The sequence below is a fragment of the Variovorax sp. efr-133-TYG-130 genome (assembly GCF_030208835.1).
Taxonomy (GTDB): domain Bacteria; phylum Pseudomonadota; class Gammaproteobacteria; order Burkholderiales; family Burkholderiaceae_C; genus Variovorax.
In genome coordinates, this window is sequence record NZ_JARVTD010000003.1 from 442,738 (window position 1) to 455,367 (window position 12,630).

Genomic DNA, 12,630 nt, shown 5'->3' on the forward strand with positions numbered 1-12,630 from the left:
GTCTCCGGAAAGTCCGAATTAGCTGAAGAGGCGGCGCGCCAGCGGCGATCCCGCCGCGAGGTCGCGCCCGTCGAGCGTGTCGTAGAGCTGCTCGAGGTCGTTGCCGATCACGTCCATCGTCTCGTCGCGCAGCAGCTGGCCGTCGCTGTCGGTCACCACGCCGTCCATCTCGCGCGCGAGCGTGGCGGCGGCTTCGCGCATGCGGCGAAACGGCTCTTCGGCGCGATCGACCTGCGGCACGTCCAGGCTCAGGCTCAGTTCGCGAATGGCAGACTGGGCCGGGTCGTCGGCCAGCGCGGCCTGCGTGTCGAAGGCCAGCCCGAGGATCGGCGGCAGCCCCACTTCACTCGTCGGCAGAACCATGCGCCCCGGAATGATGCCGGGCACGAAGCCCAGCCGCGCCGCGTTCTGCTGCACGTAGCCGGGGCTCCAGGCGGCGTGCAGCGCGCGCAGCACGAAGCCCAGTTGCGCGTCGTGCGCGCTGGCGAACTGGTCGAGTTCGCGGGCGCGCGCCACTTCGTCGAGCATCTCGGGAAACTCGGGCGAACCGTTGACTGCATCGGCAAAGGCCTGCGCCTTGACCACGAATTCGGAGTATTCGATCTCGTTGAGCGCGCCCGTGCGGTTGGCCAGTTGCACCCCCACCTGGAACGCGCTGTAGCGCTGCCCCGGTACCGGTGGCTCCCACTGGCCGCTGAGTTCGTTGAGCCCCTCGATGGCCACCGGCTTGCTGCCCGCGCGCCGCGTGGGCGGCATGGCGGCAATGGCGGCATCGCCGGAAGCCAGGCCGTCGAGCGAGATCGGTGCGATCACGTCGATCAGCGGGTCGAGCCCGCCGCGGCGCTCGCCGGTCGGCACGGGCACGCCACTGGGCGCCGGAAGGTCGGGGTCGAACAGGGGTTCGTGGCGGTCGCTGCCCGGCACCTGGTTGGGGTCGACGTGCAGCGTCGGCTCCAGGCCGTCGGCCGAGCCGGACATCGCGCGCTCGGCGTCGGCCAGCGCGACGTCGACCGCGTCGGGCTGGCGCGGCGCGTTGCGGCGCGACATCAGGGTGTTGTAGGCAACGACGGCCGCGAGGACGAGGCCGCCGAGGATGGTCAGGGCAAGAGTGAGGCTGCTCATCGGTGTGCCGCCCGGCTCAGCCTGCCGCCACCATGGAGGCGGCGGCCTCCATGTCGACCGCCACGATGCGCGACACGCCCTGCTCCTGCATCGTCACGCCGATCAGCTGCTCGGCCATTTCCATGGCGATCTTGTTGTGGCTGATGAACAGGAACTGGGTTTCACGGCTCATGGCGGAGACGAGTTTTGCATAGCGCTCGGTGTTGGCGTCGTCCAGCGGCGCGTCCACTTCGTCCAGCAGGCAGAAAGGCGCCGGGTTCAGCTGGAAGATGGCGAACACCAGCGCGATGGCCGTGAGCGCCTTCTCGCCGCCCGAGAGCAGGTGGATGGTCTGGTTCTTCTTGCCGGGAGGCTGCGCCATCACCTGCACGCCCGAGTCGAGGATCTCGTCGCCGGTCATCATGAGCTTGGCGTTGCCGCCGCCGAACAGCTCGGGGAACATGCGGCTGAAGTGCTCGTTGACGATCTTGAAAGTGCCGCCGAGCAGGTCGCGCGTTTCGGCGTCGATCTTGCGGATGGCGTCTTCGAGCGTGCCGATGGCCTCGTTCAGGTCGGTCGACTGGGCGTCGAGGAAAGTCTTGCGCTCGCTGGCGACAGCCAGTTCGTCGAGCGCGGCCAGGTTCACGGCGCCGAGCGCGACCACTTCGCGGTTGAGGCGGTCGATTTCGCTCTGCAGGCCGGTGAGCTTGACCTTGTCGGTCTCGATCGACTGCTCGATGGCTTCGAGGTCGGCGCCGGCATCGTCCAGCAGTTGCTGGTATTGCTCGACGCCCAGGCGCGCGGCCTGTTCCTTGAGCTGGAATTCGGTGATGCGCTGGCGCAGCGGCTCGAGTTCTCGCTCGAGCTGCAGGCGGCGCTCGTCGCTGGCGCGCAGCTTGAGCGTGAGGTCGTCGTACTGGCTGCGCGCCGAGCCCAGGGCCGCTTCGCGTTCGAGCTTGAGCGACAGCGCGTCCTGCAGGCCGGCCTGCGCGGCGGCGTCGGACAGGCGGCTCAGTTCGGCGCGGGCGCGCTCGTCCTCGTCGGTCAACGCCACGACCTGCTGCGCCGCGGTTTCGATGGAGCGGTTGAGTTCGGCCCGGCGTGCCTCGAGCGTGCGTTGCGAGAAGGTGGCCTCCTGCGCCTGTCGCTCGAGGCTGCGGTGCTGCTCGCGGCTGGCGTTCAGCGCACGGCCGGCCTCGATCACGCGTTCGTCCAGCTCGGCGTGGCGCTCCTGGCTGTCGGCCAGCTGCATGTCGAGCTCTTCGAAGCGCCCTTCGGCGGCGATGCGGCGTTCCTGTAGTTCCTCGAGCTGCGCATCGACTTCGCCGAGGTCGGCGGCCAGCTGCTGGCTGCGGGCGCGGGTCTGCTCGGCCAGCTGCGTCATGCGCAGGGTCTCGACCTGCAGTTCGTGCGCGCGCGACTGGGTCTCGGCGGCTTCGCGCCGCGCGGTCACGAGGCGCTGCGCGGCGTCGGCATAGGCCGCTTCGGCGCGGACCAGCGCGGTGCGCGCTTCTTCGTTGATGAGCGTCTGGGCGCGCAGCTGGCGCTCCAGGTTTTCCATTTCCTGCTGGCGGGCCAGCAGGCCGGCCTGCTCGGAATCGGGCGCGTAGAAATTGACGCTGTGCGAAGACACGGCGTGGCCGCTCTTCACGTAGATCACTTCGCCGGCCTGCAGCGTCGCGCGCTGGGCCAGCGCTTCCTCGAAGCTCTCGGCGGTGTAGCAGCCGTGCAGCCAGTCGGTCAGCAGGGCCTGCTGGCCGGCGTCGTTCAGGCGCAGCAGGCTCGAAAGGCGAGGCAGCGCGGCAGCGGCTTCCGGCACGCCCGCGGCCGGCGGGCTGTAGAAGGCGAGCTTGGCGGGCGGCGCGTCGTTGCCGAAGGCGCGCACCATGTCCAGGCGGCTGACTTCGAGCGCACCCAGGCGCTCGCGCAGCGCGGCTTCAAGCGCGCTTTCCCAGCCCTGTTCGATGTGGATGCGGCTCCACAGGCCTTGCAGCCCGTCGAGGCCGTGCTTGGCGAGCCAGGGCGCAAGCTTGCCGTCGGTCTTGACCTTCTCCTGCAGCGCGCGCAGCGCATCGAGGCGGGCCGAGAACTCGGCATGGCGGGCGCCCTCCGTGTTGACCGCCTGCTGCCTGGCACGGCGGTCGTCGTCGAGTTGCGGCACCGATTCCTGCAGTTCCTGCAGGCGCGCGTCGGCCTCGCTCGCGGCTTCCTGCGCGGCGGCATGCTGCTCCTGCATGTCGAGCAGCCGGGCCTCGTCGGGCGCGGCCAGCGCGTTCTGGTCGGCGCGAAGGCGTTCGCTGCGCTGCGTGAGCTGGCGGCTCTGCTCTTCGATGTTGCGCTGGTCGGCGGCCAGCACCTGGATCTGCTGCTGCACCTGCGAGACGGTCGTGCGCTGGGCGTTGGCCTGGTCTTGCGCGCGCTGCACGGCTTCTTCGAGCTCGGGCATGCGCGCGTCGTGTTCTTCCAGCTGGGCAGCGAGCAGGATGGCCTGCTCTTCCGCATCGACACCCGCGCCGGCCAGCGTTTCGATCTCGGCCTCGGCCTCTTCGCGTCGGCGGCCCCACTGGCCCATCTGCTCGCGCAGCTGCACCAGGCGCTGCTCGACGCGCTGGCGTCCTTCGACCACGAAGCGGATCTCGCCTTCGAGCCGGCCGACTTCGGCGCTGGCCTCGTAGAGCTTGCCCTGGGCCTGGTTGACCAGGTCGCCGGCGCCGTAGTGCGCCTGGCGCACGGTCTCCAGCTCGGACTCGATGCGGCGCAGGTCGGCGGTGCGCGACTCGAGGTCGTTGATCGCCTTCTCGGAATCGGCCTTGATCCTGGCCTGGTCGGCGTTGCTTTCGCTGCGCTTGAGGAACCACAGCTGGTGCTGCTTCTTCGTGGCGTCGCCCTGCAGCATGTTGTAGCGCGCGGCCACCTCGGCCTGCTTCTCGAGCTTCTCGAGGTTGGCGTTGAGTTCGCGCAGGATGTCTTCCACGCGCGTGAGGTTTTCGCGCGTGTCGCCCAGGCGGTTCTCGGTCTCGCGGCGGCGCTCCTTGTACTTGGAGACGCCGGCGGCCTCTTCGAGGAACAGGCGCAGTTCCTCTGGCTTGGATTCGATGATCCGGCTGATCGTGCCCTGGCCGATGATGGCGTAGGCGCGCGGGCCCAGGCCGGTGCCCAGGAACACGTCCTGCACGTCGCGGCGGCGCACCGGCTGGTTGTTGATGTAGTAGCTGCTGGTGCCGTCGCGCGTGAGCACGCGGCGCACCGCGATTTCGCCGAACTGGTTCCATTGGCCGCCGGCGCGGTGGTCGGCGTTGTCGAACACCAGCTCCACGCTCGAACGGCTGGCCTGCTTGCGGGTGGTCGTGCCGTTGAAGATCACGTCCTGCATCGACTCGCCGCGCAACTCCGACGCACGCGACTCGCCGAGCACCCAGCGCACCGCATCCATGATGTTCGACTTGCCGCACCCGTTGGGCCCGACCACGCCGACCAGTTGGCCCGGCAGCAGGAAGTTGGTGGGTTCGGCGAACGACTTGAAGCCCGAGAGCTTGATGGAATTAAGACGCACGACTTGTCGGCCTGCCTTGGTTATAGCGCCAAGGTATTGATTTGTAAGGAAAATTGCACGGGCCTGCAGCTTGCAGCAGGCCGCCGCCCCAGCCGTGGATGATAACGTCAGGGCATGAGCGATTCCCCGGTTTCAACCCTCGCGGCGCGCGGCGCCTGCCTGCTGGCGGGCGCGGCCGTCCTGTTCGGCGTGGCGGGCTGCGCGTCGGTCCGATCCACCGAGCGCGCCGAACCCTACGCCAGCCAGGAATGGATGCAGTCCGGCGCCAACCGCATTGCCAACCTGTCGCTGCGCGACAACCTCCAGTCGGTACGGCGCGTGCAGTCCACCCTCTACAAGCGCAACCCGCGCGAATGGCGCAAGTCGGCGCCCAGCATGGAGGAAGCCACCCAGCGCGCCTGGGATGCCGTGCTCAAGGGCCCGCCCCTGCCCGAACTGAAGGGCGCCACCGGCATCGACGCGATCCGCATGGCCTTCGACACTGGGCCGCAGGGCTACCAGGGCGACCGCGTGGCGGCACTGGTGTTCGGCTGGGCAACCATGCTCAAGCAGGCCAACGGCGACACCTGGGACCAGACCATGATCGACGGCGTCAACGCCGAAAACAGCTTCCGGGCCGCGCGCAACTTCGAGATCTCGCTCTGGCTGATCTCCTCCAAGACCGGGCCCGACGGCCAGCCGCTGCTCCTGGCCACCGAGATCAGCGACCGCGGCCGCAACCTCGTGGCCGACCGCGAGCTGTCGAAGGTGGTGGCCCGGCTCGACCTGCTGGCCGCGCAGGCCGACGAGAAATACCGCCGGGCCGCGCTCGACTTCGGCCAGAACTGGATCATGGGCGTGGTCATGCCCTTCTTCACGCTCGTGCCCAAGTAGGCCGGCAGACGCGGAGCCGCAAGGCGGCGCCCCTAGAATGAAATCGCCCTTACCCCCTCAACCCTTCAGAGGCAGCAGCAGTACATGAGCTCCATCAATTTCATCGGCGGCGAAAAAGGCGGTGTCGGCAAGTCGGTCACGGCACGCGTGCTGGCCCAGTACTTCATCGACCACAGCCGCCCCTTCACCGGCTTCGACACCGACCGCTCGCACAGCTCGTTCACCCGCTTCTACGAAGGCTTCGCATCGCCGGTGGTGGTCGACAGCTTCGAGGGCCTGGACACCGTGGTGAACGGCTTCGAGACCAACCCGCAGCAAAGCGTGATCGTCGACCTCGCCGCGCAGACGCTGGCGCCGCTGTCGCGCTGGATCAAGGAGTCGGACCTGTTCGACGTGTTCGCCGAGATCGGCGTCACGGTCAACTTCTGGCACGTGCTGGACGACGGCAAGGATTCGACCGACCTGCTCGGCAGCCTGATCGACACCTTCGGCAACCGCCCCAACTACATCGTGGTGCAGAACTACGGGCGCGGCAGCGACTTCGGGATGCTGCTGGCCTCGCAGTCTCTCTCCAAGGCCACGGCCAACGGCGCGCGCGTGATAGCGCTGCCCCGCCTGCACGAGGCGAGCATGCGCAAGATCGATGCGCAGAACACGAGCTTCTGGAAGGCCGTGAACGACCGCGAAGGGCCGCATGCGCTGGGACTGCTGGAGCGGCAACGCGTGAAGTCGTGGCTGGCCACCGCCTACGCGGCCTTCGACACGCTGCCGCTCTGAGCCTGCGCGCTACGGCGCGACCGCCGCGCCCCCACCCAGGGCCTTGTAGAGCGTCATCGTCGCGTTGAACTGGTTCAGGCGGTTCAGCGCGAGCGATACCTCGGCGCTGCGGCGCCGGTCCTTGGCATCCAGAACCGGCTGCAGCGCGGTCGCTCCGGCCCTGTAACGCACCTCGGACAGTCTCTCCGCCCGCTGCGCCTCCTGCAGCGCCAGCACCAGCTTGATGCTCTCCTCGCGCAGTTGCGTTCGCGACGACAGCGCGTTCTCGACCTCGGACAGCGCCGTGTACAGCGACTGCCTGAACCCCACCACCGCTTCTTCATACTGCGTCTGCGACACCCCCACCGTCAGCCGCGCGGTGTTCCATTGCAGGAACGGCAGCGCCAGCCCGGCACCCAGGGTGGCCACAGGGTTCCTCAGCAGATCGCCCAGCGCCGTGCTCGAAGTGCCGAGCGAGCCCGTCAGGCTCAGCGTGGGATAGAAGCCGGTGCGCGTGGCGTCGACATTCGCCAGCGCGCCGCGCAAGCGCAGCTCCGCCGCCTGCAGATCGGGCCGGCGGCCCAGCAGGCTGGCGGGCACGCCGGCATCGACGACGGGCAAGTCGGCATCCGGCAGCCGCGCGGGCTCGCCCGCCAGCGGCTCCGGCGGCAGGTCGAACAGGATCGCGAGCGCATTGCGCGCCTCCACTCGCTGCTGCAGCAGTTGCGTATGCGCCGCCTCCTGCGCCGCCAGGTTCTGCCCGGCCTGCGCCACGTCCAGCCCCGACACCGCGCCTGCCGCGTACTTGGTGCGCACCAGCGCCAGGATGCGCCGGCCGTCCTCGATGCCCGCTTCGCTCAGTGCAATGCGCTGGTTCAGGTAGCCGGTCTGCCAATAGAGGCCCGCCGTCGTGCCGACCAGCGCGAGCGCGGCGGCCCGGCGGTCGGCCACGGTGGCCTTCAACTCCCAGTCGGCGGCGCTGCGCAGTGCCGCGAGGCGCCCCCACAGGTCGAGCTCGTAGCTCAGCGTGACCAGCGAACTGGAGGTCGACCCCGCCCCGCCACCGCGCTGGAGGTCATGGCCGCGGCTCGTATTGAGCTGCCCCGCCACGCTCGGCGTGAGGTTGGTGTTGGCAAGGCCCGCCTGCATCTGCGCACGCTGCACGCGGATGCCCGCGGCGGCCAGGTCGTTGTTGGTGAGCAGTGCGTGGTCGATCAGCGCGTCAAGCTGCGGATCCCGGAATGCCGTCCACCATCGTTCGGAAGGCATCGCGGCGGCATTCGATGCATCGGCCGACGTCGCCTGCTGCCGCCACGCCGACGGCACGCTCAACGGCTGCTGCTCGCGCGCCACCGGCTGGAACAGCGTGCACCCGCCGAGCGCCAATGCCACAGCCGCTGCCACGGCGCACCGATGAAAAGAACGCGCGCTACTCACGAGCCAACGCCTCGATCGGGTCCAGCCGCGCGGCGTTGCGCGCCGGCAGGTAGCCGAACAGCACGCCGATCAGCGAAGCGCAAAGAAACGCCGACACCACGGCCCCCATCGAAAAAATCATTTGCCATTGCTTGACGAAGAGCGAAAACAGAAAGCTGATGCCGTACGACAGCGTCACGCCGATCAGCCCGCCCACCAGGCACACCAGCACCGCCTCAGTCAGGAACTGCTGCAGCACGTCGCTCTGGCGCGCGCCCACGGCCATGCGGATGCCGATCTCGCGGGTGCGCTCGGTGACCGACACCAGCATGATGTTCATCACGCCGATGCCGCCCACCACCAAAGAGATCACGGCAATGAGCGACAGCAGCAGCGTGAGCGACTGGCTCGTGCGCTCCGCCGTCTTCACGATGCTGTCCATGTTGAAGGTGAAGAAATCCTTGCTGCCGTGGCGCATGGTGAGCAGCTTGACCACGCTGTCCTCCGCCGCCTTGGTCGGCTGGTCGTCGCGGATGCGCACGGTGATGCTGTCGAAGTGCTGCTGCCCGAAGATCCGGCTCGCGCCCGTGCTGTAGGGCAGCCAGATGTTGAGCGACTTGTTCTCGCCGAACATGTTCTTCTTCTCCTGCGACACGCCGATCACCGTGCACGGCAGGTTGCCCACCAGGATGATCTTGCCCAGCGGATCGGTGCCCTCCGGAAACAGCTTGCGCCGCGTGTTCTGGTCGATCACCGCCACCTGCGACTGGTGCCGCACGTCGCTGGCCGTGAAGGCCGCGCCGCTCGCCATCTGGATGTCGCGCACCCGGAAGAAGCTGTCACTCACGCCGTTCACCATGCCGTTGATGTCCACGCTGCGGTAGCGCAGCCGCAGGCTTCGCGAGGTGGAAGGCGTCACGCTGTGCACATAGGGCTGCGCCGCCAGCGCGTCAAGATCGGACGGCGTCAGCGTGCGGATGCTCGAGGCCTTGTCGTCGCCGAAATCGTGCCCCGGGTACACGTCGAGCGTGTTGGTGCCGATGGCCCTGATGTCCGACAGCACGAAGCGCTTGGCGCCCTCCCCGATGGCCACGATCGACACCACCGAAGTGATGCCGATGATGATGCCCAGCATGGTCAGCGCCGTGCGCATGCGGTGCGCCATCATCGAGCGCCAGGCCATGCGGAAGGCTTCGGCGAATCGCGCCCAGCCGGTGCTGAAGCGCGCGATGCCCAGCCTGGGCCGGGTCATCGCGCCAGCTGGTGCCGCGGAGGCATCGGCCTGCGCCGTCTGCGCGGGCGCCGCGGCGGTGGGCACGTTCGGCCGGTCGCGCACGATCACGCCGTCGGCGATCTCGATGATGCGTTCGGTGCAGCTCGCCACCTGCATGTCGTGCGTCACGATGATGACGGTGTGGCCCTGCGCATGCAGCTCGCGCAGGATGGCGATCACCTCCTGGCCGCTCTTGCTGTCGAGCGCGCCGGTCGGCTCGTCGGCCAGGATCACCTGCCCGCCGTTCATGAGCGCGCGCGCGATGCTCACGCGCTGCTGCTGTCCGCCCGAGAGCTGGCTCGGCCGGTGCTCGGTGCGGTCGCCCAGGCCCAGCCGCGCCAGCAGCTGGCGCGCGCGGGCGTCGCGCGCCTCGCCGTCGGTGCCGGCGTACACCGCGGGTACCTCGACGTTGCCGGCGGCCGTCAGGTGCTGCATCAGGTGGTAGCGCTGGAAGATGAAGCCGAAATGCTCGCGCCGCAGCTCGGCCAGCGCGTCGCTGTCGAGCGTGCCCACGTCCTTGCCCGACACCATGTAGGTGCCCGCGCTCGGCCGGTCGAGGCAGCCCAGGATGTTCATCAGCGTCGACTTGCCCGAGCCCGAGGCGCCGACGATGGCCAGCATTTCCCCGCTGCCGATGTCGAGGTTCACGTCCTTCAGCACCTGCACTTCCTGCTCGCCCGAGGGAAAGCTGCGGCCGATGCCGCGCAGGCTCAGCAGCGGCCGTTCGGCCTGCTGCGTCATTGGGACTTGCCCCGGGGGCCGTCGGGCTTGTCGGCCACGGCCGACGCGTCGCCGGTGATGACGTTGTCGCCCTCGTTCAGGCCTTCGAGCACCTGCGCCTGGAAGTTGTTGCTGATGCCCACGCGCACCATGCGCTTTTCGACGCTCTGGTCGGCCTTCAGCACGCGCACTTCCTGGCGGCCGTCCTTGTCGCGCGCGCCGAGCGCCGTCAGCGGCACCACCAGCGCCTGCTTGGCCTCGCCCAGCATGATCGCGACCTGCGCCGTCATATCGACGCGCAGCGTGCGGTCAGGGTTGGGCACGTCGAACAGCGCGTTGAAGAACACCGCGTTGTTGATCTTCTCGGGCGACGGCTGCACAGCGCGCAGCGTGCCGTAGTAGCGCTTGTCGGGGTCGCCGAGGATGGTGAAGTACACCGGCTGGCCGGCCTTCACGCGCACCACGTCGGCTTCGGACACCTGGGCCTTGACCGTCATGGTCGACAGGTCGGCCAGCTTCATCAGCGTGGGCACCTGGAACGAGGCCACCACGGTCTGGCCCTCGAGCGTGCTGATGGACACCACGTCGCCGTCGATGGGCGCGACGATGCGCGTATACGAAAGGTTGGTCTGCGCCGAGGCCAGCGCCAGCCGCTGCTGGCGGATCTGCGCGTCGAGCGACACGCCGTCGGCACGCAGCGCGCGCAGCTCGGCGTCGGCGCTTTCCATGTCCTGCCTGGCGGCGGCGTCCTGGGCGAGCATTTCCTGCTGGCGCGCCCAGCTGAGCTGGGCCTGCTTGATGCGCACTTCCTTCGCGAGCTTCTGCGCCTGCAGGTTGTCGAGCTTGGCCTGCTCCTGCGCCAGCGTGTTCTGCGAGATGACGGGGTCGATCTCCGCGAGCCAGTCGCCCTTCTTCACCGTCTGCCCCAGCACCACCTTCAGCGACTTGAGCTGGCCGCTGACCTGCGCGCCCACTTCCACCTGCTTCAGCGCCTGCAGCACGCCGGTGGCGAGCACCGCGTTCTCGAGGTCGGTGCGCTGCACCGCGGCAGTGAGGTACTCGGGCTTCTTGGGCGGACTGAGCCAGAACAGAGACAGAAGGCCCAGGGCCGCAAGGGCCACGATGCCGTAGACGAGCTTGCGCGAGCGCCGCTTGGGAGTGTTTTGCATGCAACGAGGATGAAGTGAAACGCTCCCCCGGCCCGCGCGGGCCCGGATGGCCGCGTGATGGACACACGGGGAGGCTGCTGCTGCATCCTAGCGGCGGTTCCTGAAGGCCCCCTAAAACCGGGGCCGCATCGGGGCATTGCGCCCGATGCGATGGATCTCAGCGTGCGCGGCGCGAACGCACCAGCAGCACGATCAGCAGCAGCGAAAGAACCGTGAAGGCAATGAACGACCAGTTCGCCAGCGTCAGGCCGAACAGCGTCCAGTCGATCTTGGAGCAGTCGCCGCCGCCGCGGAAGATCATCGGCAGCGCGCGCTTCAGCGGGAAGGTCTCGATCATTCCGTAGAGGTCGCGCCCGCAGGACACGACTTCGGGCGGATACCACTGCAGCCAGCTTTGCGAGGCCGCCGTGTAGGCGCCGCCGATTGCAGCCACCAGCGCAAGCAGCCCGCCCGCGAAGCGCAGGCCGACGTTTCGGAACACCCCGGCCAGGCCGGTGAACAGCGCCACCAGCACCAGCGCATACCGCTGCACGATGCACATGGGACAAGGCTCCAGCCCCACCACGTGTTGCAGATAGAGCCCGAAAGCCAGCATGAGAACGCAGGCCAGGCAGATCAGCCCATACGCGCGGCGCGGCGCGCCGAAGTACCAATCGATCAAGGAGATACCCAATCTTCTTCTACGAACACCCTGGCCTTGCGCGGGTTGGCGACGACGGTGTCGCCTTCCTTCAAGCCCAGGTCACGGAACTGTTGCGCAGGGAGTTGCGCCTCGATGATGGTTCCGGAGCCCGGATTATCAGGATTCGATTCGGTGGGCTCAAGTTCCAGCCGCGCGATGGGTCCGACGACGATGGCGCGCGCCAGCGTGGCGACGATGCCGGAGGCGCCGGGCACGTAGCGCGTCACGTCGATGTCATGCGGGCGCACGTAGGCACGGGCCTTGGCATCGCGCGCGCCGCTGTGCTCGGGCGAATCCAGGCGCATGCCGTCAAGCTGCACCGCGCCGTTGTCGGCGCGGCCGTGGAACAGGTTCACGTCGCCCAGGAAGCCGTAGACGAAGGGGCTGGCCGGCTGGTCCCACACTTCCTGCGGCGAGCCGACCTGCTCGATCTGCCCCTTGTTGATGACCACCACGCGGTCGGCCACTTCGAGCGCTTCTTCCTGGTCGTGCGTGACGAAGATCGAGGTGACGTGCAGCTCGTCGTGCAGCCGGCGCAGCCAGCGGCGCAGTTCCTTGCGCACCTTGGCATCGAGCGCGCCGAAGGGCTCGTCGAGCAGCAGCACCTTGGGCTCCACGGCCAGCGCGCGGGCCAGCGCAATGCGCTGGCGCTGGCCGCCCGACAGCTGCGACGGATAGCGGTCGGCCAGCCAGTCGAGCTGCACCAGCTTGAGCAGGTCGGTCACCTTGGCCTTGATCTGCGCGTCGCTCGGGCGCTCCTTGCGCGGCTTCACGCGCAGGCCGAAGGCCACGTTCTCGAACACGGTCATGTGGCGGAACAGCGCGTAGTGCTGGAACACGAAGCCCACCTGGCGCTCGCGCACGTGCACGTCGGTGGTGTCTTCGCCCGAGAAAAGGATGCTGCCGGTGTCGGCCGTCTCCAGCCCCGCGATGATGCGCAGCAGCGTGGTCTTGCCGCAGCCGGAGGGTCCAAGCAATGCGACGAGTTCGCCCGACTCGACGTCGAGGTTCACGTCGCGCAGCGCGCGGAAGTCGCCGAACTGCTTGCTGATGTTGCGGATTTCGATGCTCATGATTTCTTCTCTCT

At 68.4% G+C, this 12,630-nt stretch carries 9 protein-coding genes; 2 read left to right on the top strand and 7 right to left on the bottom strand.

The features are described from left to right. Positions 1-18: 18 nt before the first annotated feature. The gene (locus tag QRN67_RS04095) at positions 19-1,122 is read right to left on the bottom strand and encodes a cell division protein ZipA C-terminal FtsZ-binding domain-containing protein (protein WP_081269409.1); all 1,104 of its coding nucleotides are present in this window, start codon (positions 1,120-1,122) and stop codon (positions 19-21) included. A gap of 16 nt (positions 1,123-1,138) precedes the next feature. Continuing rightward, entirely contained in the window at positions 1,139-4,654 is a 3,516-nt protein-coding gene (gene smc, locus QRN67_RS04100) for a chromosome segregation protein SMC (RefSeq protein WP_285410646.1), read from the bottom strand. Between the two features lie 114 nt (positions 4,655-4,768). On the opposite strand from smc, the gene QRN67_RS04105 reads away from it, so the two are divergent. Both QRN67_RS04105 and QRN67_RS04110 read left to right on the top strand, forming a co-directional pair. Then, entirely contained in the window at positions 4,769-5,527 is a 759-nt protein-coding gene (locus tag QRN67_RS04105; protein ID WP_081269407.1) for a hypothetical protein, read from the top strand. An 84-nt stretch (positions 5,528-5,611) separates the two neighbouring features. Next, on the top strand, positions 5,612-6,304 hold the full coding sequence (locus tag QRN67_RS04110) for a P-loop NTPase family protein (RefSeq protein WP_106934398.1): 693 nt from the start codon (positions 5,612-5,614) through the stop codon (positions 6,302-6,304). A 9-nt stretch (positions 6,305-6,313) separates the two neighbouring features. Here the strand turns inward: QRN67_RS04110 and QRN67_RS04115 are convergent, their stop codons facing one another. The 5 genes from QRN67_RS04115 to QRN67_RS04135 form a co-directional block, all read right to left on the bottom strand. Continuing rightward, complete coding sequence (locus tag QRN67_RS04115; RefSeq protein ID WP_503010866.1) at positions 6,314-7,720, bottom strand: efflux transporter outer membrane subunit; 1,407 nt, start codon at positions 7,718-7,720, stop codon at positions 6,314-6,316. Beyond that, a complete protein-coding gene (gene macB, locus QRN67_RS04120; RefSeq protein WP_285410651.1) occupies positions 7,713-9,713 on the bottom strand; it encodes a macrolide ABC transporter ATP-binding protein/permease MacB in 2,001 nt (666 codons plus the stop codon). Before macB ends, QRN67_RS04115 begins: the two co-directional genes overlap by 8 nt. Then, positions 9,710-10,861: a macrolide transporter subunit MacA gene (gene macA / locus QRN67_RS04125; RefSeq protein ID WP_285410653.1), complete on the bottom strand. Its 1,152-nt coding sequence runs from the start codon at positions 10,859-10,861 to the stop codon at positions 9,710-9,712. The genes macB and macA overlap by 4 nt, the downstream gene beginning before the upstream one ends. A gap of 157 nt (positions 10,862-11,018) precedes the next feature. After that, positions 11,019-11,522 (bottom strand): disulfide bond formation protein B, encoded by a 504-nt coding sequence (locus QRN67_RS04130; RefSeq protein ID WP_285410654.1) that lies wholly within the window; start codon positions 11,520-11,522, stop codon positions 11,019-11,021. Then, complete coding sequence (locus QRN67_RS04135) at positions 11,519-12,616, bottom strand: sulfate/molybdate ABC transporter ATP-binding protein (RefSeq protein WP_285410656.1); 1,098 nt, start codon at positions 12,614-12,616, stop codon at positions 11,519-11,521. The genes QRN67_RS04130 and QRN67_RS04135 overlap by 4 nt, the downstream gene beginning before the upstream one ends. Positions 12,617-12,630: the final 14 nt, after the last annotated feature.